Below are 23,365 nucleotides of genomic sequence, written 5' to 3' on the forward strand. Positions count from 1 at the left end.
TGACTCTGGTCACTCGCTCCGGCGCAATACCCCACCGCCCAGCCCCTCCCACTCCACGCGATACCCGAGTCGCGAGAGGGCGGCGCTCGTCTCCGCGAGTCCGACTTCCTCGAGGACCGTCTCTGCCTCGGCCAGCGAGAGCCCGGCCTCGAGGTCCTCTCCCAGCCCCGTGAGCACGCCGGGACGAACGAGCGACCGCCCGACGCGTTCGTGGTCGGGAAACGCCACCGACTCGAGGGCGTTCTCCCCAACCCCGTGGCGGGCGGCGAGGTCGGCCAGCGCGATCACGTCCTCCTCGGGGATCAGTTCGTTCGGGAGGCGTTCGGCACTCGCCGCGACCAGGTCCGTCTCGTACTCGCGGAGCACGTCGGCGACGTCCTTCAGCCGAACCGTTCCGCGAAACGGAATCGCCCGGTGGTCTCTCGCTTCGATGGCCTCGCCGGCCCCGAGAGACTCGTCGACGGCCACGATCATGTCCACGTCCTCGAGTCCCTCGAGCTGGCCGAGTTTCTTCTCGACGTACTCGGGCGTCCAGAAGCCCATGATCTCGAAGTAGATTCGGAAGTCGTCGTGGCGGTAGTCGAACGCGAAGTCGGGAATCATCGCCCGCGTCCCCGTCGAGAGGGGTTCGGGTTCGCGAACCAGATCCCACTCGAGGTCCAGGTTCGAGAACCGGGCGGCGAAGTCGACCTCGACGCCGCTGTCGAAGGACACCTCGGTGACCGGGTCGGCGTCGGGCACCCGAACGGGGTCGGCGTCCAACAGCGTGAGCGTCCGCTCGGTTCCCCGGTCGTCGATCGTCGCCTCGAGCGACCACGCCTCGGCCTTCGCGACGGTGCGCAGGAGGCGTGCGAACCGGGTCCCGTACCGTCTGGTGGCTCGAAAGAGTGCGGTGGGGCCGGTGACGACGACGACCCGATTCCCGGACGCCGGAACCTCGATCTCGTACATCAGCCGGAGCCGCTTGACCGCCGAGATCAGCGCCTTTGGATCGGACGAGCGGACGCGGACCTCGGTCGCGTCGAACAGCGCCGTCTGGGCCAGCGAGAGGTTGTATTGGGCGACGAGACCGTCCGGATCCCACGGGACGTCGACGTTCGAGAGCACCTGGCGCCCCTCGAGGTCGGCGAACAGGCCCGCCTCGAGGTCGTCCGCCGACACCTCGCGACTTTCCGCGGCGCCTACGAGGGCCATCGCTCGTTCCTCCTCGGTGACGACGCCGACGGCTTCGGCCGCCTCAAACACCGCCGGGCGAAGCCGTTCGGGATCGAAGGGAGCATCCGTCTCGAAGGCAGCCTCGCGCTCGCAGAGGGCGGCGAATCCGCGAACGAGTTTGAAGTCGGGTGCGTCAGCCTCGAGGTCGGCCAACGCGTCCTCGAGCGTTCCCCGCTGCTCCCCGACGTGACCCTGGAACGTTCCGATGACGCGGGCGGCCAGGGGCCGGTGTTCTCGGTCGGCGAACTGGAGGTGGTAGCCGCCGCCGGCCCGAGAAACGCGGAGCAGTTCCTTGCGCAGCATTCACTCGACGTGGGCGGGCAGGGGGCAAAAATCGTCCGCTCGGCACTGCGGAGATGGTGACCGTCAGATCGGGGTGGGTCGACTGTACCTATACTATAAATTCTATAATATTGATCTAATGCCGCGTTTCCCGCGTCGGATACGACCGAGACTGGCCGCTCCATGGACCCAGTCTCGAGAGATACCCAAAACGTTTCCTCCGTTCGTGACGTTCGTCTCGAGCACATGAATCGCCGTGTTCGTCGCCGCGCCCCGCAGCGTGGACCTGCCGACCGAGTCGTCTCGCGGTCGATCACTCCCGTCACGTCGACGGCCGACGCTCGAGTCGAGGAGGGCCGGTGACGATGCGACCGACGCAAATCGACGCCGCGGTGGACATCGCCTACGGCGTGTTGATTTTCCTGGCGATCGCCCTCATCGCAACGCTCGAGAACTCGCGAATCGGAATCGCGTTCGGGATCGGGGTCTTCGTGGCCTACGTCGTCCACGTCGTCTGGAAGATGGCCCGGTTCGATCCCGAGTGGATGACCGAGGTCGTCGAGGAGACGGTCGAACAGACTGTGGGTGAGACAGTCGAACAGACGGTGGGCGAGACGGTAGAGGAGACGGTCGGTCAGCAAGTCGGCCAACAAGTCGAAGCGTCGCTCGAGGAGACCGTCGAGAAAACGGTCACTCCGCAGGTCGAACGGACGGTCGAGCAGACCGTCGAGGCGCAGGTCGGCCAGCAGGTCGAAAAGAGCGTCGGGGCGGCCGTCGAGGAATCCGTCGGCAAGCAGGTGAGCGAGGTGCAGGCCCAGGTCGAGTCGGTCGAAGAGCGTGTCGACCGACGACCGCGCGAGGACCAGGTCGAGGAGTTAATCGAGGAGTCGGTCGACAAGGCGAACGACAAGCAGGCGAACGACGAAGGAGCGTAGGCGCCTCGAGTTCGCAGAACGAGTGCGTTGGGTCTACCCCTTCTCCCTGTAATATACCACCACTTCGGTACGCTGAGACTCGACGAGCGACCCCGTCGGAAGGCGTATCGCTGATTCGGTGTGGATGCTCTCTCGAGATTGTAGCGTTTCGGCGACCTGTGGCGGGTCGGTGCCGACCGGATAGCCGACCGTGACGACGACGCGTTCCGGCTGACGCGGTGGGACCGGATCGGTGTATTCGATTGTCACGTCGATGAGCGTGAGGTCTGCATATTCGGGCGAATCGAGCACGGCGGCTACGTCGTTGGTGACGTCCTCTTCGTACATCCCGGTTCGGTAGGTATCGTAGGTTACCCCGCCGAGAATCACCGAAAGCGCGACGATCGTGACGGCGAGCACGACGGCGCGTTTTTTGGTGGAAACACGCGCTTCGTCCTGCTGAAACCAGTTCTCCGGCCGATAGCCCTTGTACCAGAGAACGGCGAGACTGGTGATATTAATCACCAGAATATTGACCAGAACGAGGACGCCCGCGGCAAGCGCGACGTTCGGGAGGCCCCATGCGATACCGATGCCGACGACGCCCAGTGGCGGAACGAGTGCCGCTGCGATCATGACGCCGACGAGGGCGGCGGACGTGCCCGCAGTGAGCGTCCACGCTCCCGATACCCCGGCGCCGACTGCGATGACGAGTGAGAGTATATCGGGGCTTAGCCGGCCCTGGATCTCCGAAATTTCGAAGATTTCGATCATCGGTGAGACGAGTCCGGTCGTCCGGGCGACGAACGCGAAGACGGCGGCCGTGACGACGCCGATGCCGAGCCCGATTGCCTGGAGCTTGATCCCGCGACGAAACAGCGCACGATCGTTGATGACCGTGCCGACGCTCGCACCGAGCGCGGGTCCGATCAACGGCGCAATCACCATCGATCCGACGACGACCGCCGGCGAATCGAGTAACAGTCCGGCGGTCGCGACGACTACACTCATAACCGTCATAACGAGATACGTGCTAAACCGGGGAGTGAGGTCCTTCGCCTGAGCTTGGAGCTCCTCACGGGAAATGCGTGCGGTGTTCTGAGCGTACCGCTCTTCGAGTGCGTCGTACTTCTCTGATACGACGGTTTCTGCCTCGAGGATCACCGTGTAAGAATCCTCGTCGATCCCTACGTCTCGAAGTTCGTCGAGGACAGATTCGACTGCGGGAGCCGGTAAGGGGAACGTGATGACGACCGAGGGCTCATCACGACTCCCCTCCTCAATGAGTGTGAATGCGATATCTTCGTCCTTGAGCGTCTCCTCGACGGCTTCACGCTTTTGCTTCGGGATCAAAAGCTCCACGAGTCGCATGGTGTCACGACCACAATGTCGTGGATAAACGTTCGTCCTGACCTAAGTCGGGTCGGCGGAACGGCTCTGGAGTGACTGGGCCCTGCTAACCCACGTCCGTGTTGAATCACTCATTTATTGGCCGTCTCTCGAGCCTCGAACTCGCTCGAGTCACCGGACGACCGTCACGGGAACTGGCGACCGCCGAAAAACCGTCTCGGCGACGTTCCCGACGATGACTCGATCCACGAGCGAGCCGCCGTGGCTTCCGAGCACGACGACGTCGTAGTCCTCAGCCTGATTTACGATCGCCCGTGCGGGATGGCCGAGTTGCACCGTCGTCGTAATCTCTCGACCGTGGTCTGCCGCGACGGCCGTCGCTCGCTCGAGCACCGGTTCCGCACACGCCTCGGCGGCCGCCTCGAGGTCGTCAGCAAGTGCGAGTCCGGCCGCTTCGCCCCACATTGGCGACGGTTCGCCGACGACGTGAAGTACCGAAACCTCGGCGTCGGGGTACACCTCGAGGGCGTGCTCGAGGGCGTGCTCGAGGGCGTGTTCGGCCATCTCGGAGTCGTCGACCGGAACGAGAACGCGCGAAATCATGCCGGAGTCTACGGTGGGAATCCGGGTAAAAGACGCCCGCAGTCGGGCGGCCAACTATATTGACATTGTGCCGTCGTTACGTTCAGGGGAGTCGAACGCCATCAGGTGCTAATCGGAACCAGGACGAAGAACAGATAGGAGAGAATCGTCGCGAGCGACGGGCCGATGATCCACATCGAGACGTACTTCATGATCGCTCTCGGATTGAACAGGTCGCCCGCGTTCAGCACCTCCGGCGGCTCTCGCTCGCCAATTTTCGTCACCGGCGTCTCCGGTTCCGCGGTCAACGCTCCCATCTCGATTTCGACGTCGGTGTCCCCGCGAATGACGTCTCGAGCGGCGATCGGACGCGTTGCTCGCCCCCAGCCGAGGCCGACGATGGTCATCACCGATCCCATGACGAGGCTGATCGGGATGCCCATATACGAGAGCGTCGTCGTAATCGTCGAGGCCGTGATCATGACGATCAGGGCCGCCAGCAGCGGGATGTCGCTGAGTTCGCTCCCCACCGACTCCATCGTCCGTCTGGCGATCGTGAAGCCGCCGATTCCAATCGCGACTGTGGCGATGATGATCGCGGTGTCGTCCGGGAGAGCGTTGCTACTGACGAGCGGGGCGACGGCGTTCGGGACGTTGCTGGCACCGGCGCTGAACGCCATGTAACAGCCCACGACGAAGACGACGACCGTCCCGGCCAGTTCCTGCCGAGTCGTGTTCGGTCCGAGGGCGGGCTTGGGGAACGAGGCGCTCCGGTCGAGGGCGAGCAACGGCCCCGGCGTCTTTCGAATCGCGTACCGCCGATTGAGTTCCGGGTAGACGTAGCGCCCGAGCACTGCCCCGACCCAGAGGCCGACGACCGGGGTGACGATCCACCAGGTCACGATTTCGCCGATCGTCGCGAAATTGAGCGTGTCCGTCGCCAATCCGAGGCCGGCGATGGCCCCGACGGTGGTCATCGACGTGGGGACGGGCACTCCGAAGACGTTCGCCACGAGGATGCCGAAGCCGATGAAGAAGAGCACGGCGACGCCAGCCTCGAGGCTGATCTCGGTCGTGATGATTCCTTCGCTGAGGGTGTCCATCACGTTTCGGCCGACCGTCGTCCCGCCCAGGAAGACGAAGAACGTCATCAGCGCCGCGGCGGTCGTTTTCTTGAGCAGTCCAGCACCGACAGCGGGCCCCCAGGCGATCCCCGTCGATGACCCGCCGATGTTGAACCCGACGAACAACGAGGCGACGATGCCGACGACTAACACGGCAGAGAGCATCACGGGACTGTACCGGGATCAGACAGAAATAGATTGTGAGACGGGAATTCGAGAGCGGGGACTCGAGGCCGTGAGATTTGGACTATCGCGCGGGGTGGACGATGCGCGAGGTGGACAGTGAACCGCGGAAGGAACGGTATCGCGACTCGTCACTCCCCCTCGTCGGTCCGTTCTCGAGCGTTCCCCGGATTCGCACCGGTCGAGTCCCTGTCGCGGTCCTCGATATCGTCGCCGTCCTGGGCGCGTTCGTCGTCGAGACTCGAGTACTGCTTCTCGCGTCCCGTTTTGCCTTCGAAGTAGCTCGAGTCGGCCAACTCGTTCGAGTCGTTCGAATCGTCGACGACGATCGTGACGGGGTCGGTTACCCCCTCGTCGGGCGCCTCCTCACGGTCGAGGAGTCGGTCGAGGGTGAAGATCGTGTTGAGTTCGCGCTGAACCTGATCGAGGACGCCCCCGACGAGTTCGCTCGGCTGGATCGCCGTGTACTCGTAGGGATTGTTGCCGGCGCCGCCACTCGCCCGTTTCTGCCGGCTAACGCGCTCCTCGTCGTGCAACTCTGCCAGCGCTTCGCGAACCGTACTCGGGTACAGCCCCGTGCCTCGAGACACTTCCTCCGACGTGCTCCCGGGGTTGCCCAGCAGGTGGATGTAGATCTTCGCCCGCGTCTCGGTGTCGAGAATCCACGAGAGGAGGTCGACGATCCGCTGGTCGACCTCGTCGGCGGTCTTCGTTCGATCGGTGACGTCCGCTTCGCTCCGTTGTGTGTCGTCAGGTGACGTCGCCGAGTCCCGTGGCGACGCGTCGTCCGCCCCGCTCTCGCCCGCCTCGAGATGGGCGTCGGAGTCGTCGGATACCCGACGCTCATCGGTATTGTCGGAAGTCATGTGTCCTCTCGGCTAGGACAACGGTCACGGCGGTGTTAAACGTTTGTGGGGTCTTGACACCGCTTCGGGACTCCGTCTACTCGAGGCATAGATCTATGCTACCAAGGGGCATACGGGGAGTATGTCTACGGAACCACCATCAGAAGAACGAGCCAAGCGGGTGTGGTCGCTGGGCTCCTATCCCGACATCGCGCCACACTTCCTGCCGATGGCGGCTCACCTCGTCGACTCCACTGCCGTCACCGAGGGCGATACCGTCCTCGACGTCGCGTGTGGAACGGGGAACGTCGCCCTCACCGCCGCCAGACGCGGGGCAACCGTGACCGGTCTCGATCTCGTTCCGACGATGCTCGAGGTGGCTCGAGAGAACGCGACGATCGCTGACGTCGACGTCGAGTGGTACGAGGGATCCGCAACGGATCTCCCGTTCGAAGACGGTGCGTTCGACGTGACGCTCTCCTGTGTCGGCCACGTGTTTGCAGAGCCGCCCGACGCTGCCGCACGCGAACTGCTTCGCGTCACGCGTTCGGGTGGGACCGTTGGGTTCACCTCGTGGACGCCCTCGAGCGTCGTCCCCGCGATGGGCGCCGTGGTTCGCGAGTATCTCCCTCCGAATCCGAATGCCCCGGACCTACCGTCACTGTGGGGTGATCCCACCGTGGTCCGCGACCGAATTGGCAGTGGAGTCGACGAGACTACGTTCGAAACCGCCTCGGTGGTGATTCCCGCTCTCTCACCGGCACACTACTGGGAGCGCGCGACGACCGAGTCCGGACTGTTCATCGTCGCACTCGAGTCCGTCGACCAGGCGGACCGTCCTGTGCTCCGCGACGAGACCCTCGAGACGATCGAACACTACTTCGACGAGCGCCGAAACTGCGTCTCGATGGAGTACTTGCTCACGAAGGCGACCGTGGCGTGACCACTCAGAACGAACGGTCTCGAATCGTTCCCGTCTCGAGGTCGAGAGTAGCGATACGGCGTCCCGATCCCGGTGAGCACGATCGCAGCACGGCGGCCCTCCAGAATCGATCGACTTCGACTCGTTCTCCTTCGAGTCCGACGCCCGAACCCGGTCAGGCCTCGACCAGCAACGACTCACAGAGGGCGTCGGCGCCCTTCTCCTCGCGAATCCGCCGCTGTCGTTCGGCGCCGCTCTCGCGGTCGTACACTCGCTGGATGCCGTCGATCCCGAGTCGCTCACACTCCCGGTCGACCAGTTCGCCCAGCGAGACGGTTCCCTCGAGGTTACGGTCGATGAACGCGGCGTCGTGACCGTGGCGAATCGCTCGCCACTTGTTCTCGTCGAGTAGTTCGCGCCGGTGACGGCGGGCCGTGCCAGGGTCGCCGTCCTCGTATGCCTCGGCGAGACTCGTCACGAGCGCGTGGGTGTACTCGACGAACGCCATCACCACGTCGGGGTCGGCCTGACCGTCCGGCGTGCGAATCTCGACCGTCCCGTGGCCCGTGTGGGGACGCACGTCGAACCAGAGTTCGCCGCGGTCCCCGATCGAATCGGTCTCGAGCATCCGCCGTTCGTAGGCGTCGAAGGCCTCGAAGTCCTCGAAGTACGTCGGCATGCCCGTGTTCGGCAACCCCTCGAAGATCTTGGCGCGGGCGGAGTGCAAGCCGGTGTCGAACCCGTCCCAGAACGGCGAGTTCGCCGACAGCGCGAGCATGATCGGGACGTACCAGCGCAGTTCGTTGGCGATCCACACCGCCTTGTCTGCGTCGTCGACGCCGACGTGAACGTGGACGCCGGCGGTCGTGTTCCGGTGTTGCGTGTACTGGATGCGATCCAGTTGCGATCGGTAGCGCGGCTTCTCTGCGTGCTCGAGTTCGCGCCAGCGCGCGAGCGGGTGGAGGCCGGCGGCGGCGATCTGAAAGCCGTGATCGTGAGCGTGCTCGAGGAGCGCTCGACGCACCTCCAGCAGGGTGTCTTCGGCCTGCGACGGCTGTTCGATCAACGGAGTCTGTGTCTCGATGACGCACTTGAAGAGTTCGTGATCGAGGCGGTCCTCGAGTACGTCCGGAGGGTCGTGTTCGTACACCAGTTCGTCGCTGCCGCTCGTCGGGCGCCCGCGATCGTCGACGACGAAGTACTCCTCTTCGATCCCCAGCGTCCCCATTCGCGTGAACGATTCCGGCGACCCGCGTTCCATTGCCCCACTGTTCTTCATCCGGCAGTAAATACCGTTTGGAGTCGGCACGCTGGGGCGGTTTCGGTTTCGAGCCCGCTAAAGGGCCGAATCCGGGGTGCTCACTCCGACCGCGGTCGGGCCACGACCCCAAGGTGATCGACGTGGTACGCATCCAGGCGTCGCACCTCGAGCACCTCGTAGGACTCCTCGAGTTCCTCGCGAACCCGGTCGAACACTGCATCGGGATCCGCGGTTACGTCTTCGCTCCGGGCTTTCACCGCGAGGAGAAGTCGTCCGTCCTCGGCCAAAAATTGGCGATTTCGCGCGGCGACGTCGGCCTGGCCGCGGGTGGCGACGTCCTGGACGACGACGTCGACGTTCGACTCGACGACGTGGGCGTAGGTCTCAGGTCTGCGGGCGTCCTTCAACAGCGGAAAGAGCCGTGGACGGGACGCGGCTGCCTCGAGCAAATCCCGCGTCGGTCGCGGGGCGAACTCGATGGCGTAAGTCGGCCCCGAAAAGTCGGCGACGTGGCTCACCGTCGTGCCGCTGGCCGCCCCGAGGTAGAGGACGGTCTCGCCGCCCTCGAGGCCCGTGTCCATGCCCAGCTCGAGCATCGCGCCGAGTTTCGACCGGGACGGGTCCCACGCCCGCCACGGGCCGTCGGTCGGCTCGCCGTAGACGGGTTCGCCGCACGTCGCGAGCCGTTCTCGGCCGCCGATTTCGCGGCGTTCGACGCCCTCGGGAAGCGATGGCGACGCCCCCTCACTCATCGTCCTCACCTCTGTCTCTACCTCCATCTTTACCACCACCCCCGTCGCCCTCCGCTCGAGCCCGAATCGTCTCGAGCCGCTCGGCGAGTTCGGCCTCGAGTTCCGGGCGATAGTCCCCGGAGTAGTGGTCGATCCGGGCCGCGATGGTGAGCTTGCCGGCGAGGGCGCGAGCGGCCGAGCCGCGGTCCTCGAGGCGGGTCCCGCGGACGGCCTCGTGGGTGAAGATGATCCCGTGTTTGGGCGATGTGGCGTGGCCCCGAAGGTGCGCGAACAGGGCCTCCTCTGCGCCGAGCACCTGGACGGTCCCGGAGGGCTTCTTCGCCAGTGTCTCGAGGCCGCCGGCCAGCGAGAGCAGCCGGGCGGCGAGCAGGGGCCCGGCGAGCGCCGAGAGGTTGGGGGCGACGGTCGGTGCCCGACGCTCGACGTACGCCTCGAGGGAGTCGGCCTCGTCGGCCAGGTCGGTCACGCGAGCGGCCAGCGACTGGATTGGGTCGCTCACGTTGTCCCCGGACTGCTCGCCCCCGGCCAGCGACCGCGCGTACTCGACGCCCGACCCGGCGTCGGGATCGACCGTCCCCGCCCACTCGGCGAGTCGTTCGGCGAGTTCGTTCGACGTCCGCCGACAGTCGTCGAGCGCCCTGATCGCGTGGACCAGCTGCTGGTCGTCTGCTCGTTCTCGTTCCCTGACGGCCGCCGTCGTCGCCTCGACGGTCGCCTCGTGGAGCGCGTCGTAGTAAGCCGACCGGTCGGCGGCGAACCCCGACTCCACCGCCTCGGTCGGCCAGTCCGCCGGTTCGGCGGCCGTTCCGGTCCGAATCCCCGCTCGAGACGCCTCGAAATCGCCGTCGACGAACCACCCGTCGCCACTCATGGGTTCCTCTTTCGGCCGGTTCCGATTAACTCTTTCAACTCGTAGGCGCGGTCGTCGTTCGTGGAGCGTTCCGTTTGTGCTCATTCCGTCGACGTTCGTTCGTGCCCACTCTGCCGAGTAATTCGTCCCACGCACCTGACGGCATCGACCGAAAACCAGGCCCTCTTGCCAACCGACCTAAACCGCACTGAACGCATTTTTCGATGAGATGTTGGCGAACGAAACCCCTAAGTCACCCGAGGCTGAACGTCACGAATGTTCACATGGACGAGTACGTCGACGAGTTGACGACGCTGGGGCTCTCGAGTTACGAGGCTCGAGTGTACGTCGCCCTCGTAGAAAACGGCGTGATGACGGCCGACGACGTGGCGACCGAGGCGGACGTCCCGATCGGGCGGATCTACGACGTGCTCAACTCCCTCGCAGACCGATCACTCGTCAGAGCGGACGACGGCCGCCCGCGGACGTACGCCCACGTCGAGCCGTCGATGGCGATCGACCGCGTCCTCGGGCGCCGCCGAAACGAACTCGAGGCGAAACGCAGCGAGTACGAACGGACGGCCTCGAGCGCCCGCCGGAACCTGACGGCGCTCGTCGAGGAGGTACAGACCGAGCAGTTCGCGACCAGTGCGTTTCACGACGTCGCCGCCCGCGACCTCCTGGTCGAGCGCTTCGGATCGGCGGCCATCGAGATCCGTGTCTACGTCGACTCGGTCACGTTCCGGTCGGAGATCTGCGACGCGTTCGTCACACAGCTCGAGGCCTGTCTCGACGACGGGGTCGACGTTCGACTACTCGCGACCGAGTTCGATCCGGCGTCACCGCCGCTCACGCGGTTGCTCGATTCCGGGTTACGCATTCGTCGAACGGAGACCGTTCCTCATCAGCGGTTCGTCGTCATCGACGATCGGGAGGTCTGCGTCGAGATCCTCGATCCGGTTCACGCCGACGACCTCCTCGCCGTCGTCAACTTCCGAGACGACGGAATTGCCGCCGACCTCGCCTCGAGTTTCGACGAGTGCTGGCGACGGACGGGACCGGGATACTGACCCGATTATCGCGGTATATGCCGTCGTAATGGCTGCTTTTCGATCGGGTTCGGTGCTCCGTGTGCGGCCAGAAGTCGAAACGCCGAAACGCAATCACTGACTACGTTCGATCGAGGCGTCTCACGAGTACCACCCCTGCCGTTACAGCGCGGTAGTCTCGATACGCTCGGGAACGACCGGGAAACGCAACGAATCGAGAAATGTTACCTCATTAATTGGTTATTTGAGCCGAAGAGGATGCTACACCGTTAAGATGGAATTCGTCGCCTACTCGCGATATGACGGACACTAACAGACGCGTCGATCGGCGTACCGTACTGACAGGCATCGGTGCAGGAGCGGTCGGCCTCGCCGGAAGTGGAAGCGTGACGGCTGCGAAACAGGACGACGGCGTCGAAGGGGCGAGCATTACCGTCACCGGGGTCTGGACGGAAGACGAGGAGGAGGACTTCCTCGCCGTGGTCAGTCACGTCGAGGAGGCGACCGGCGTCGACATCACCTACCAGCCGCGGGGTACGGAGGAGATCCTGACCGGGACGCTCATGGACTACGAGGCCGGCGTCGCGACCGCCGACGTCGTCGTGATCCCGTCGCCGGCCCGAATCCAGTCGGACGCGGAACGGGGCCACCTGGCACCGCTCACCGACGCGTGGGATCCGGAGAACTTCGCGCCGAACCCGGATCTGGTGAGTCTGGAAGGCGAAGTCTACGCGGCGCCGTTCAAGATGGACCTCAAACCGGGCTTCTGGTACCGCCCGTCGTTCTTCGAGGAGCACGGTCTCGAGGAACCCGAGGACTACGACGGATTCCTCGCGCTCCTCGACGAAATCGACGGAATCGAAGGCGTCGAGGCGCCGCTGGCGTCGGGGAACGGGGTCGGCTGGCCGCTCAGCGACGTGACGGAGGCGTTCATCCTTCGCCAGGAGAACGGTGCACAACTCCAGCTGGACCTCGTGGAAGGAGCTGCCGACTTCACGGACGACCGCGTCGTCACCGCCCTCGAGGAGGTTCAGGAGCTCCTTCAGGCGGGCTACTTCAGCGAGCTCCGCGACTTCGGGATCCAGTACGAGTTTTTCTGGGAGAACCAGACCCCGCTGTACTTCATGGGGTCGTGGACGCCCACATTCGGCGCGATTCAGGACCCCGAGGACCTCGACTTCTTCAGACTCCCGGGCACGGAGTCCATGGTCGCCGCCGAGAACTGGTTCACGGTGCCACAGTACTCCGACGAGGTCGAGGCCGCTCGAGCGGCGGTCGAAGAGATGGTGTCGGCCGAGGGACAGCAGGTCTGGGCCGAGCGCGGCGGATTTATCGCCTCGAACGTGGAGGTTCCACTGGAGGCGTACGGACTGGACGTCATGGTCGAACTCGCGGAGCTATCCGACGAGATCGAACTCGTGCCCGACCTGGACGACACGGTCGGCGATCCGTTCCAATCGGAGTTCTGGTCGGCGCTCACGGGTCTCTGGGCGGAGCCGGATCGAGACCTCGGATCCACCGTCGAGGCGCTCGACGGCGCGTTGCAAGAGAGCGTTAACGGGGCGTGAGCGTGTCCGGGAACCGGGATGACGGCGGCACCGGTGGCGTCGCGGACTCGCTCGTCGTTGTCGGTCAGGAGTTCCGCCGACGGAACGCGAGCGCCGTCGTTGTCGACGTGCTGTACGTGTTCACGACAGCCTTTCTCGCTACGTTAGCGATGCGCGGTTTCTGGCCGGCGGTGATCGCGGCCGTTCCGCTCGCGACGTTCCTCTATTTTGCCTGGAAGTCCACGCGGGCCTTCTTCGTGGCGAACCTCCTCGCGATCGGAGTGACTGCAGCGGCGACCGAGGCCGGCATCGTGCCGTTCTAGTGCGCTCTCCGATCGACGGGCGCACTCGAAGTCGGATCGTCGGCTCGCTTTCGCGAGACCAGCGTTTCGTCCGCGACGGCCGAGCGGAGCGGTCAATCGGTGACCGCAGCGACCATTCCGCGCTTGTAGTACCGTTCGAGCGTCAGGAACAGGAGCACCGGGACGGCCATGGTCATCACCGATCCGGCCGCGACGAGCCCCCACTCGACCTGGATCCGACCGGTCATCAACGGCAAGACCTGCGGCGCGAGGTAGAGTTCAGGCGAGCGCATGAACACCAATGGGAAGAAAAACGCGTTCCAGACCCAGGTGAACTGGATGACCGCGACGGAGACGAGCGCCGGCGTGGACAGTGGCAGGATGATCGTCCGGAAGATCTGGTAGCGCGAGGCGCCGTCAATGCGCGCGGCCTCCTCCAGTTCCTCCGGAATGCCGAGCAGATAGTTTCGTAGGAACAGGACGACCCACCCGAGCCCCCAGCCGATGTGGACCAGGATCAAGCCCATGTAGGTGTCGAACAGTCCGGTCTCTCGAAGGGTGTTGTAGTTCCCCATCGCGACGAGTTCGGGCGGGGCAGCCATCACGAGCAGGATCAGGAAGAACAGCGACGTCTTCAGGGGGAACTCGAAGCGAGCGAACGGGTACGCCGCCATCGCGCCGAGCAGCATCACGACCAGTACCGACGGAACGGTAACGACGAACGTGTTGACCAGCGCTCGCTCCATGGGCGCCGTGCTGTAGGTCCACGCCCGCCGGTAGTTCTCGAGGGAGATCGTCATCCCCTCGAGATTCCACCAGCCCCCGATAATCTCGCCAAGGGGTCGAAACGACGCCATGAACAGTCCCAGGAACGGGACGATCCAGAGGACCGCGATCGCGATCGCCAGCGCGTACGTGAGGATTCGCCTCGCCGTCGGTGTGGACTCCGCCATTCGCGACCGCCAGTCCCGTTCCCTCGCCGGTGCGGTTTCCGGGATCGCGTCGACGTCGAGGTACCGTTCGGCGACGGTCTCTGGTTCGGTTTCGGCTTCCGATTCGGTCGGGGTGAGGGGATCGTCTCGTGCCATGTTCGATCAGTCCATTCGGGCGATGTACAGCGCGAGTGGGGCAACCATGATCAGCTGGATGAGCGCCACGACCATCGCCTTCCCGTAGTCGACTGGCGGCTCGAACGCGGCCCGGTACACTTCGATGCCGAGCACCGAGTACGCGTGGTTCGGCCCGCCCGCGGAGCCGCCCGCCGCGTAGACGATGTCGAAGACTCGAAGGACCCAGATGATCCCCATGATGACGACCACCGCGGTCACGGGCTTGACCAACGGCCAGATGATGTCCCAGAATCGACGCCACGGTCCCGCCCCGTCGACCTTCGCCGATTCGATCAACGACGGATCGACCGCCGCCAGCGCCGAGCTGTACAGCAACATGCTGAACCCGGTCTGCACCCAGATTCCGCCGGCGATGAGGGCGTAGATTGCCACCTGCGGCGACTGCGTCCAGTTTCGGACCAGGTGATCCTGTCCGATCACCCGGAGCAACTCGTTGAAGATCCCGGCCTGCGGGTCGTAGACGAACATGAGGACGAGCCCGATGATGATTGTGGGAACGGTGAACCCCAGAAAGACCATCGATCGGAGAATCCGCCGCCCTCTGAGGTCGGCGAACAGCAGCGCCAGACCCAGTCCCAACAGGGTGCTCACGGGCACGTGGACGACCACCCAGAGCAAGTTCTGTGTGAGCGCTCCCATCGGATACCGAAACTCTCGAATATTTTCTACGTTGACGATGAGCGGGTCCCTGAACGATCGAATCCAGTTATCCAGGCCGACGAACGACTCCATCGAGAAGACGTCCCACGAGAAGAAGCTCCCGACCACGGAGTACAGGATCGGACCGACCGCGAAAATCCCGAACAGCGTCATTCCGGGCACGAGAAAGATCAGGAGGGCCACTGCTTTCTCCCGGTCGAGGTCGAAGCCGTCCTCGAGTTCTAGGTCTGAACCGATGTCGAGTTGATCGCGCAAACTCATGGACTCAGGTCGCTTTCGGTCTCGTCCGGACGAGCAGCTCGCCGTTTTCGTCGTACAGGTAGGCGTCGTCGTCATCGAACGTCAGGAACACGCGATCGCCCCGCTCGAGGGCACTGTCTGCTACTTTCGCGTTGATCAGTTGGTCGTTCACGGCGACGTTGACGAGGGTATACTCGCCGAGCGGTTCGACCGTGTCGACGGTTCCCACGATCGCGTTCCCTGACGCCGGCGGGTCGGTCGTGATCGAGAGATCCTCCGGCCGCACGCCGAGCGAAAAGGCCCCTTCCGACGTCGTCTCGTCGGTCGTGATTCCCTCGAGATCGACGTTCCCCGCTTCGCCGAGGTCGATCGAACCGTTTCGACGGTTCCCGCGGAGCAAGTTCATCGGCGGCGAGCCGATGAACCGGGCTACCCAGGCAGTCCGGGGGCGGTCGTAGAGTTCCGCCGGTGGCGAAATCTGCTGAATCGTACCCCTGTTCATGACCACGACGGTGTCGGCCATGCTCATCGCCTCTTCCTGGTTGTGCGTCACGTAGATCGTGGTGATCTCAAGTTCGTTCTGGAGTCGCTTTAGTTCGCTCCGCATCTCCTGTCTGAGCTTGGCGTCGAGATTCGACAGCGGCTCGTCGAGGAGAAAAACCGACGGCTCCCGGACGATGGCGCGAGCGAGGGCCACTCGCTGGCGTTGCCCGCCGCTCAGCGCCGCCGGTCGCTTGTCGATCTGGTCCTCGATGTGGAGGAGCGTCGTCACCTCTTCGATCCGCCGGTCACGCTCACCGGGCGCCACGCCCCGAACCTTCAACGGGTAGGCGATGTTCCCTTGGACAGTCATGTGCGGGTACAGGGCGTAATTCTGGAACACCATCGCTACGTTGCGATCGCTGGGCGAGTAGTCGTTCACCCGCTCGCCGTCGAAGTAGATGGACCCCTCGGAGGGCCGTTCGAGACCAGCGATCAAGCGCAGGGCCGTCGTTTTACCACACCCCGACGGCCCCAGTATGACGAGAAACTCGCCGTCTTCGACCTCGAGATCGATCCGGTAGTTCGCGATGGTTTCACCCCCGTCGAAGTACTTGCTGACGTTCTCGAGTGACACACTGGTCATTCGGTCGCTATCTAGTCGTTTAGAACCATTAAGCCCCATCTCAATGGCCAGGCGACTGGAATTTGCGAGTCAAATGACTGTTCGAGTAAGATTCCGTTGCGTTCGCCTCGTTCGACGAAACGTCGAACGCGGACGCCCGGCGGCGGGTAGCGGCGTCGGTAATCGGCGAAAACCGGGAGAACGATCGAAGGGATCGAGGAAAACGGTCTCTGCCGCGGTCAGCGCTGTGAAGCTTCGACGACCCCATCGAGGGTCGACGGTGGCCTCGGGTGCGGGTTGGTCGCAAATCCGCCTCGACCGTAATAGACCATTCGTTCTGGTAATCTCCACTTTGATTGAACAAATCTGGCGCTAAGGGCTTATATCCCGAACGTCGCCCGAAGCATGTCTCGCGTTCCTGGCCCGAGACCGACGGCGACCACCGTGATCAACAGCAAGATGGCGTACCGGGGGCTCTCCTCGAAGATCGACTCGTCGAACACCCAGATGATGAAGACGGCGGCGACGACTTTGACGATGAGGAACGGCCACGCTGCGCCGATCACGTCGACGACCGACGCGGGGAACACCGCTTCGGTCGTGGTGACGATCCACTCGTTGACCGGGTGTTTCGGACTGTACCCGAGGCCGAACGCGCTGGCCCAGTCGAGGCCGATGACGTTAGCGATACCGTCGACGCTGTGCGCCCAGATGACGACCGCCCCCATGAATCCGGTTCCCCGGTTGAGATCCGGCGCGAACCGCGTGATCGCCCCGTAGGTGACGGCGGTGACGACGGTCGCCCCGACGAGCGTTATGAGCGGGATGAGTGGGTGAAAACTCGCCAGTTCGTGGGTCGCCGCGAAGTAGCCGAGGTAGGCCACGGTCACGGCCAGTGCGGCCGTCCCGATCCCGGCGAGAGGGTACTCGTAGCCCGAGACGTATCCGCTTCGATCGAGCCAGACCGAGACGACGACGGCGAACAACGCGACCAGGAAGACGGTTCCATAGATGAACGGACTGATGAGGGCGGCCACCCAGGGGAGCCCGATGGGCATCTCGCCGGTCTCGACGAGCGCTCGAACGTTGGCGTCCTCGACGACGCGCAGCGCCCCGCCGAACAGCATGAACGGGAACAGGCCGTAGAAGCCCGCGCGGTAGCGATCGATCTCGAGGTGCTTGATCAGGAGGATGATCCCGACGAGCATGAGCACGAGCGTCGGAATGTACCCCGCGTAGGACTGCCAGGTGTAGCCGGGGCTGGCCTCCGGTCCGGTCGTGTTCGGCCCACACTCGGTCGGTGAACCGCCGTTCCAGGCGATACAGCCGTAGTTCTGGGCGTCGGCGGCGACTGGACCCCAGTAGTAGTGCCAGAGGATCTCGGCGGCGACTCGCTCCGGGAACACTATTGCCGCGAGCGTGATCAACGCGACGAGCGATCCCACGACCGCCAGCCAGATTCGTCCTGCGCCGTAGCGGTCGACGTACGCTTCCATACCACCACACCGGAGTGGTCGTCGCTTACCGTTTGCGGTTTTTCGCTGTGTGAGCAACCCGGACCGCCGTCACCGACGATCGCTACGATCGGTTCTGCAGCGCTCGAAACGGGGAGAGGAAACGCTCGACCAGTAGCGTGAGGTGATGGCGTACCCAGACCGACGTTCGAAGGGTGTCTCGGTTGACGGTGTAGCCAGGCAGAGTCTCGAATTGTGTGGAAGGGCAACCTCGAGTACCAAAAGCGGTGCTCGAGAATTCATATCGGCAGTTCCTGGCTGTCGTAGGTCGTCCCGAGAATGACCATGGTTTGCGAACGCGAAAAGCCGTCCATCTGTGCGATCTGGTTGAACATCAACTCGCGCAGGGCGTCCGCGTCGGCGGCGTAGACGCGCATCATGACGTCCCACTCACCGGTCGTGAGATGTACCTCCTGGACCCCCTCGATGTCGGTCAGTCGCTCGAGGGTGTCCTGTTCGCGCCCCTGTTCGACCCGCAGACCGACGAGTGCGGAGATACCGAGACCAATCGATTTCGGCTCGACTTGCGCGTGGTAGCCCTCGATGACGCCTGCCTCCTCCAGGCGATTGACCCGGTCGTGTACAGTCGCGCTCGACATGTCGATTTGGCGGGCGATTTCGCTGAACGGCGTTCGGGCGTTTTCCTGTAGGATCCGGAGGATCGCCCGGTCGGTGTCGTCGAGGTCCATACTATCGATGGACGTCAGGTCGTCAAAATTCTTTGTACATCTACGACTCGACCCGGCCGATGTCGTCTCGTTTATGGGTCTCCACTCGAGACTCGTCGTATGAGCGTTATCACCGAATTTACCGTTCCTACGGGCGCGTTCGCGCTCGAGCACACGCTCGAGACCCTCACGAACGCGACCGTGGAGGTCGAACGCCTCGCGACCCACAGCAGGGAGTGGGTAATGCCATTTCTGTGGGTGGCCGCGGACGAGGACGACCTCGAGACCGTGGAGACGACGCTTCGAAAGGATCCCTCTGTCGACGAACTCACCCTGCTCGCTTCTGACTCGAACGTCCACTACTTCAACGTCGACTGGGCCGAGCCCGTCCAACACCTGGTCGACCAGATCGTCGACCGCCACGGCGTCATGCAGGAAGCGGAAGCCGCGAACGACACCTGGTACCTCAAACTCCAGTTCGTCGACCGGGAGGCGCTCGAGGAGTTCCAGACGTTCTTCCACGAGCAGGGCTACGCGTTCGAACTCCAGCGGATGTACCCTGGCTCGGCGCCAAAGGAACGCGAGTACGACCTGACGCCCGAGCAGCGGGAGGTGCTCGTGACCGCGCTTCGGATGGGGTACTTCGAGGTCCCTCGCGAGGCGCAGCTCGAGGACCTCTCGGCGGCCCTCGACATCTCGACGAACGCCGTCTCCGAGCGGTTGCGCCGCGCGACCGGTAACCTGACCAGGAACGCACTCGCCGTCTCACTCCCCACTTCTGGGGACGTGTCGGTCGAACGGTAACGAGTCTGCCATCTCTAATCGTATCGAATCTCTTTCTCAGCGTAGCACATCTGTCCCCCGAGACCGATCGAAAATTGCTACGTCTCGATTGCTCGCGTCGCCGCGAGTACCTCGTCGTGGACCTCGTCTTCTCCATTGGAGGCGACCAGACCTCGAGAATCGTAGCGCCAGGGCTCGCCCTCGATGTCGGTAACCGTTCCGCCAGCCGTTCTGATCAGGTGGACACCGGCGACAGAATCCCAGGGGTTCGCCCTGTGGTTCGTGATGACGCCGTCGAGGGCACCGGAGGCAACCATCGAGAGGACCGCCTGCGCGCAGCCGTACCGGCGCATGTCGCCGAAGCGCTGGACGATCTCTCTGGTCGCGGCGGCGTACTGGTCGCGCTGGTCGAAGCTCCACCAGATGGTCGGACAGACCGCGCAGGTCTCGGGGTCGTCGCGGTCGCTGACCGAGATGGGCTCGCCGTTGCGGGTGACGCCGTCCGGCCCGGCCCGGTACGTATCGCCCAGCGCGGGCATGACGACCGCTGAACCGACTGGCTCGCCGTCCACGACCGCGGCGACGGCCGTTGCGAAGATTCGGATCCCGCGGACGTAGTTGTTCGTCCCGTCGATGGGGTCGATGATCCAGGCGGGCCCCTCCGGTGGGACCGTCTTTCGCTCGTCGTCCTCCTCGCCGACGATCGGATCGTCGGGGTAGGTCTCTCGGATCACCTCGATGACCGTCCGCTGGGCGTCCCGGTCCGCCTGCGTGACGACGTCAGTCTTCCCGCCCTTCAACTCGACCGGGATGTCCCTCCGGAAGGAGTCGTGGGCGACCTCGGACCCGGCCTCGGCTGCTCGAGCGGCGACTGCGGCACGATCCGCTGGCGACCCCACTTCGAGGCCCTCCTCTCGTTCGCTCATACCTCGTCTTCGGTGGACGAACGGTGAAATGGATGCCGGTTCAGGGTCGTTCGAGCACGAATGCATGTCGGGTCGCTCGAGAATGGATGCCGATTTGGGCTCACTCGAGAATGGATGCCGATACGGGGGTGCTTGAGACGCCAGATCACGAAAACGCGGAAACGAGGTCCACGTACGTTGACCGCACTATCGAACCGTGCCCCGGTCGACCGAGCATCCACCCGGGAAGTAGACGTCACCGAGAAGACATATATGCGACCGACGAGAGGGGAAGATATGAACCGCCGTCGATTCCTCGTCGGGGCCGCGATAGGGTCGGTCAGCGTCGCGGGCTGTCTGGGGGCAGGAGAGAGCCCCGCCTTCCCTGACGGGATGGCGGTCGAGACGCACCACCGCGTCGGCAGTCACCTGCTGGACGACGGACTCGAGCCGTCTGGGGAGCGACCACACTCGTACCAGACGATCATAACGGATCGGTCGACGGCTCGAGAGCGGATGCGAGACGGAGGCGAGGGCGAGGGCGAGGGCAAGAACGAGAACGAGATCACGGAATTCGTCGCGGAGACCGATTTCGACCGATCGTACCTCGTCGTCGTCGTGGCACGAGCCTGGTCGAGCCAGCACTGGCTCGAGGTCCGAGATATCGAACGAACCGAAGACGGTATTCACGTCTCTATCGTCACTGAATCGGACGATCCGACGGTCGACGACGCCGCAGTCCACTCGATCGTGATCCGAATCACCGACGAGAAGGGTGACGAACCGGACGTCGTCACCGTATCGATCGACGGCGAGTCGATGGGAACGGCCGAAAAGGCTGTATAACGGGTTCGAAATACGATTTCGTCGAGTTAGTCGTCGTACTGCGATTCCCCCGACTCTCCGCTGCTTCATCCCCTCGGCCTCCCGCTCCTGGGCTACGACGACTGGAGCCGTTCGACGCGCTCGAGTGAATCTGCCTCGGACGGCGTCTTGTCCTCCCTGATCCCGAGAAACCGTGGAAACCGGAGCGCGTATCCCGAACTGTACGTCGGCGAGGTCTGGATTTCTTCGTAGCCCACCTCGAACACAACCGCTGGCTCGAGGTCCACGTCCTTGCCGTCCTCGGCGCGGATGTACGGCTCGAGGCGCTCGGTCAGCTCCGCGAGGGTCTCGTCGGTGATCCCCGTGGCGACCTTGCCGATGGTCTCGAACGCGCCATCTCCGGAGGCGTCCGTCGCCCGAACGGACAGCAGGAACGTGCCGAGGAAGGTTCCTCGCCGACCCTCGCCCCACTCCGCGCCGGTGACGACGCAGTCGAGCGTCTCGATGTCGGGTTTCCGCTTCAACCAGTGCTTGCCTCGACGGCCTGGCGAGTACGTCGAGTCGGGATCCTTGAGCATGATCCCCTCGTGTCCGGCCTCGAGCGCGTCGGCGTCGATCGATTCGATCTCGTCGGGGTCGTCGGTGAGCCAGAGGAGCGAGAGGCCCTCGGGCGACTCGTCCTCGGGCGCTTCGGACGCGCCCGTTTCCGTTTCGGCAGCGTCCTCGGACGAGAGCACCGCCTCGAGGCGCTCGTGGCGCGCCGTGAGCGGGACGTCGAGCAGGTCCTCGCTGTCGGCGTGAAGACAGTCGAAGAACACCGGCCGGACGGCCACGTCCTCGCGCGCTTTCGCCACGTCGTGTTTTCGACGGAACCGCCGGAGCACCTCCTGGAATGGGAGCGGGTTCCCGTCGTCGTCGACGGCGACCACCTCGCCATCCAGTATCGTCGGCACCTCGAGGGTCGCCTCGGCGAACTCGACGACCTCCGGGAGCGCGTCGGTTACGTCCTCCATGTTCCTCGAGAAGACGCGCGTCGCCGGGCGTTCGTCTACCGAGATTCCGTCGGACGCTCCCGTTGTCTCGACGCCGTCCGGCGCGTAGTGTAACTGGACGCGCGCCCCGTCGTACTTCCACTCGACGGCCGCCTCGTCCCAGGCCTCGAGCGCGTCAGTCACGCTCCCCGCCTGGGCAAGCATCGCCTGCACCGGACGGCCGACCTCGAGGGTGAGCGCGTCCAGCCCCTCGAGACCTTCGTCGCGCGCGACGACGGCGACGCGGCCGTAGTCGTTCGAGACCTGCAATGCGCGCTCAACGCGGTCGGTGGGGACGCCGAACGCCTCGGCGATGGCGTCGCGGACGGTCCCTTCCCCGACGCCGATGCGCATCTCCGAGAGGACGAGGCGAGCGAGGTAGCGGGCCTCGTCGGCCGCACACCGGTTGAACAGCGAGAACAGGAGGTCCACTTTCGCGTCGTGGCTGCCTGACCCGTCGGTTTCGGCCAGTTCCGTGAGCGTGTCGTCCACCTCGGCGACGGCGAGTTCGTCCTGACCGCCACTGCCGCCACTGCCGCCACCGCCGCCGAACGCCCCGAGCCCCCGCTGGCCCCCGAACTCGTAGCTCGCGGCGACGGCACCGATTTCGCCGACCTCGGCGACGGCCGTCTCGACGTCGTCCGGACCGACGTTCGTCCCGGCCGCGCGGGCGATCGACTCGTAGCACGTCCGCGGGCCGATGTCGAGCTTTCGGGCGTCCCAGGCGGGGAAGACCCGCCCCTGGACGAAGCGGGCGACGACCTCGAGGTCCGGGCCGGCCGCCTCGAGGAGCGATCGGACGTGCGCCACCGTCTCGAGGTCGGCAGGTTCGGCCTCGATGGTGGCGGCGTGGTCGGCGAACGTGGCGAAGTCCATGTCGTGGGAGTAGGCGGCGGCGGTCGCTTAAGGGGTTCGAGATGGCGTCGGCCGCGGTGTGGCCGGCCAGGTCCTTCCAGGCGTCGACTGCTACTAGGGCTTGTGGGTAAACAGGACTGGCTTCCCGTCCTCGACGCCCGTACAGATGTCGAGCGGAATAGTCTGGTTCAGGCTCGTGTGCTCGTCCTTGCAGACGACCATGTCGTCGAACGGCTGGTCGCAGGCCGGACACGCCAGGCCGACCGTGTTCTGGTACTGCTTGATCGACTCGTTTTCCTCGCGAAGCGTCGCCGAGGAGACGTACTTCTCGAACTGCTCCATGGGCTACGTGGGAAAGAACAGAGGTAAAGTGTTTCCCCGGTAGATCTCGAGGATCAGAAATCACCACAGCGACGCCCAATTCGAAAATTCAGACGGGGAGATGGCTGCTTCGATCGCCGGTTACTGCAC

23 protein-coding genes are annotated in these 23,365 nt (G+C 64.4%); 7 read left to right on the top strand and 16 right to left on the bottom strand.

Translation table 11 applies throughout. The features are described 5' to 3' along the window. Positions 1 to 9: 9 nt before the first annotated feature. Positions 10 to 1,518, bottom strand: coding sequence for a DUF790 family protein (locus ACFQO4_RS17160; RefSeq protein WP_500262080.1), 1,509 nt, complete (start codon positions 1,516 to 1,518; stop codon positions 10 to 12). A 344-nt stretch (positions 1,519 to 1,862) separates the two neighbouring features. Here ACFQO4_RS17160 and ACFQO4_RS17165 point away from each other — a divergent pair, with 344 nt between their 5' ends. Beyond that, positions 1,863 to 2,432 (top strand): hypothetical protein, encoded by a 570-nt coding sequence (locus ACFQO4_RS17165; protein WP_500262081.1) that lies wholly within the window; start codon positions 1,863 to 1,865, stop codon positions 2,430 to 2,432. Positions 2,433 to 2,465: 33 nt separating this feature from the next. Here ACFQO4_RS17165 and ACFQO4_RS17170 read toward each other — a convergent pair whose 3' ends face one another. The 4 genes from ACFQO4_RS17170 to ACFQO4_RS17185 form a co-directional block, all read right to left on the bottom strand. Further along, the gene (locus ACFQO4_RS17170) at positions 2,466 to 3,782 is read right to left on the bottom strand and encodes a TIGR00341 family protein (RefSeq protein ID WP_500262082.1); all 1,317 of its coding nucleotides are present in this window, start codon (positions 3,780 to 3,782) and stop codon (positions 2,466 to 2,468) included. A 150-nt stretch (positions 3,783 to 3,932) separates the two neighbouring features. Continuing rightward, complete coding sequence (locus tag ACFQO4_RS17175) at positions 3,933 to 4,364, bottom strand: universal stress protein (RefSeq protein ID WP_500262083.1); 432 nt, start codon at positions 4,362 to 4,364, stop codon at positions 3,933 to 3,935. Between the two features lie 101 nt (positions 4,365 to 4,465). Further along, positions 4,466 to 5,632, bottom strand: a complete 1,167-nt coding sequence (locus ACFQO4_RS17180; protein ID WP_500262084.1) for an inorganic phosphate transporter — start codon at positions 5,630 to 5,632, stop codon at positions 4,466 to 4,468. Between the two features lie 149 nt (positions 5,633 to 5,781). Further along, complete coding sequence (locus ACFQO4_RS17185; RefSeq protein ID WP_500262085.1) at positions 5,782 to 6,516, bottom strand: helix-turn-helix domain-containing protein; 735 nt, start codon at positions 6,514 to 6,516, stop codon at positions 5,782 to 5,784. A 121-nt stretch (positions 6,517 to 6,637) separates the two neighbouring features. On the opposite strand from ACFQO4_RS17185, the gene ACFQO4_RS17190 reads away from it, so the two are divergent. Then, positions 6,638 to 7,438: a class I SAM-dependent methyltransferase gene (locus ACFQO4_RS17190; RefSeq protein WP_500262086.1), complete on the top strand. Its 801-nt coding sequence runs from the start codon at positions 6,638 to 6,640 to the stop codon at positions 7,436 to 7,438. 154 nt (positions 7,439 to 7,592) lie between these two features. On the opposite strand, the gene ACFQO4_RS17195 is transcribed toward ACFQO4_RS17190, so the two are convergent. The 3 genes from ACFQO4_RS17195 to ACFQO4_RS17205 form a co-directional block, all read right to left on the bottom strand. Further along, the gene (locus ACFQO4_RS17195) at positions 7,593 to 8,678 is read right to left on the bottom strand and encodes a glutamate--cysteine ligase (protein ID WP_500262087.1); all 1,086 of its coding nucleotides are present in this window, start codon (positions 8,676 to 8,678) and stop codon (positions 7,593 to 7,595) included. A 98-nt stretch (positions 8,679 to 8,776) separates the two neighbouring features. Then, positions 8,777 to 9,430, bottom strand: coding sequence for a fibrillarin-like rRNA/tRNA 2'-O-methyltransferase (locus ACFQO4_RS17200; protein ID WP_500262088.1), 654 nt, complete (start codon positions 9,428 to 9,430; stop codon positions 8,777 to 8,779). Then, positions 9,423 to 10,301, bottom strand: a complete 879-nt coding sequence (locus tag ACFQO4_RS17205; protein ID WP_500262089.1) for an NOP5/NOP56 family protein — start codon at positions 10,299 to 10,301, stop codon at positions 9,423 to 9,425. The genes ACFQO4_RS17200 and ACFQO4_RS17205 overlap by 8 nt, the downstream gene beginning before the upstream one ends. Positions 10,302 to 10,564: 263 nt before the next feature. Here ACFQO4_RS17205 and ACFQO4_RS17210 point away from each other — a divergent pair, with 263 nt between their 5' ends. The 3 genes from ACFQO4_RS17210 (at position 10,565) to ACFQO4_RS17220 (ending at position 13,199) form a co-directional block, all read left to right on the top strand. Further along, complete coding sequence (locus ACFQO4_RS17210; protein ID WP_500262090.1) at positions 10,565 to 11,350, top strand: TrmB family transcriptional regulator; 786 nt, start codon at positions 10,565 to 10,567, stop codon at positions 11,348 to 11,350. 278 nt (positions 11,351 to 11,628) lie between these two features. Further along, positions 11,629 to 12,897 carry an ABC transporter substrate-binding protein gene (locus ACFQO4_RS17215; RefSeq protein ID WP_500262091.1) on the top strand — a complete coding sequence of 423 codons (1,269 nt, stop codon included), beginning with the start codon at positions 11,629 to 11,631 and terminating at the stop codon, positions 12,895 to 12,897. Positions 12,898 to 12,899: 2 nt separating this feature from the next. Further along, positions 12,900 to 13,199 carry a hypothetical protein gene (locus ACFQO4_RS17220; RefSeq protein WP_500262092.1) on the top strand — a complete coding sequence of 100 codons (300 nt, stop codon included), beginning with the start codon at positions 12,900 to 12,902 and terminating at the stop codon, positions 13,197 to 13,199. A 92-nt stretch (positions 13,200 to 13,291) separates the two neighbouring features. Here ACFQO4_RS17220 and ACFQO4_RS17225 read toward each other — a convergent pair whose 3' ends face one another. The 5 genes from ACFQO4_RS17225 to ACFQO4_RS17245 all read right to left on the bottom strand — a co-directional run bounded on the left by ACFQO4_RS17225 (position 13,292) and on the right by ACFQO4_RS17245 (position 18,516). Continuing rightward, entirely contained in the window at positions 13,292 to 14,266 is a 975-nt protein-coding gene (locus ACFQO4_RS17225; RefSeq protein WP_500262093.1) for a carbohydrate ABC transporter permease, read from the bottom strand. A gap of 6 nt (positions 14,267 to 14,272) precedes the next feature. Further along, positions 14,273 to 15,229, bottom strand: a complete 957-nt coding sequence (locus tag ACFQO4_RS17230) for a carbohydrate ABC transporter permease (RefSeq protein ID WP_500262094.1) — start codon at positions 15,227 to 15,229, stop codon at positions 14,273 to 14,275. A gap of 4 nt (positions 15,230 to 15,233) precedes the next feature. Further along, complete coding sequence (locus tag ACFQO4_RS17235) at positions 15,234 to 16,334, bottom strand: ABC transporter ATP-binding protein (RefSeq protein WP_500262095.1); 1,101 nt, start codon at positions 16,332 to 16,334, stop codon at positions 15,234 to 15,236. A gap of 359 nt (positions 16,335 to 16,693) precedes the next feature. Then, positions 16,694 to 17,809 carry a DUF63 family protein gene (locus ACFQO4_RS17240; protein ID WP_500262096.1) on the bottom strand — a complete coding sequence of 372 codons (1,116 nt, stop codon included), beginning with the start codon at positions 17,807 to 17,809 and terminating at the stop codon, positions 16,694 to 16,696. Positions 17,810 to 18,066: 257 nt separating this feature from the next. After that, positions 18,067 to 18,516, bottom strand: a complete 450-nt coding sequence (locus ACFQO4_RS17245; protein WP_500262097.1) for an Lrp/AsnC family transcriptional regulator — start codon at positions 18,514 to 18,516, stop codon at positions 18,067 to 18,069. Positions 18,517 to 18,615: 99 nt separating this feature from the next. On the opposite strand from ACFQO4_RS17245, the gene ACFQO4_RS17250 reads away from it, so the two are divergent. Next, the gene (locus tag ACFQO4_RS17250; protein ID WP_500262098.1) at positions 18,616 to 19,299 is read left to right on the top strand and encodes a helix-turn-helix domain-containing protein; all 684 of its coding nucleotides are present in this window, start codon (positions 18,616 to 18,618) and stop codon (positions 19,297 to 19,299) included. A 77-nt stretch (positions 19,300 to 19,376) separates the two neighbouring features. Here the strand turns inward: ACFQO4_RS17250 and ACFQO4_RS17255 are convergent, their stop codons facing one another. After that, the gene (locus ACFQO4_RS17255) at positions 19,377 to 20,204 is read right to left on the bottom strand and encodes an inositol monophosphatase family protein (RefSeq protein WP_500262099.1); all 828 of its coding nucleotides are present in this window, start codon (positions 20,202 to 20,204) and stop codon (positions 19,377 to 19,379) included. Positions 20,205 to 20,480: 276 nt separating this feature from the next. Here ACFQO4_RS17255 and ACFQO4_RS17260 point away from each other — a divergent pair, with 276 nt between their 5' ends. Beyond that, positions 20,481 to 21,029 (top strand): hypothetical protein, encoded by a 549-nt coding sequence (locus ACFQO4_RS17260; protein WP_500262100.1) that lies wholly within the window; start codon positions 20,481 to 20,483, stop codon positions 21,027 to 21,029. 92 nt (positions 21,030 to 21,121) lie between these two features. Here the strand turns inward: ACFQO4_RS17260 and ligA are convergent, their stop codons facing one another. Together ligA and ACFQO4_RS17270 are read right to left on the bottom strand one after the other, a co-directional pair. Then, positions 21,122 to 22,915, bottom strand: coding sequence for an ATP-dependent DNA ligase LigA (gene ligA, locus ACFQO4_RS17265; protein WP_500262101.1), 1,794 nt, complete (start codon positions 22,913 to 22,915; stop codon positions 21,122 to 21,124). Positions 22,916 to 23,008: 93 nt separating this feature from the next. Next, positions 23,009 to 23,236, bottom strand: a complete 228-nt coding sequence (locus ACFQO4_RS17270) for a DUF7385 family protein (protein ID WP_253435531.1) — start codon at positions 23,234 to 23,236, stop codon at positions 23,009 to 23,011. Between the last annotated feature and the right edge of the window lie 129 nt (positions 23,237 to 23,365).

This window comes from Saliphagus sp. GCM10025334 (assembly GCF_042663485.1).
Lineage (GTDB): Archaea > Halobacteriota > Halobacteria > Halobacteriales > Natrialbaceae > Natronosalvus.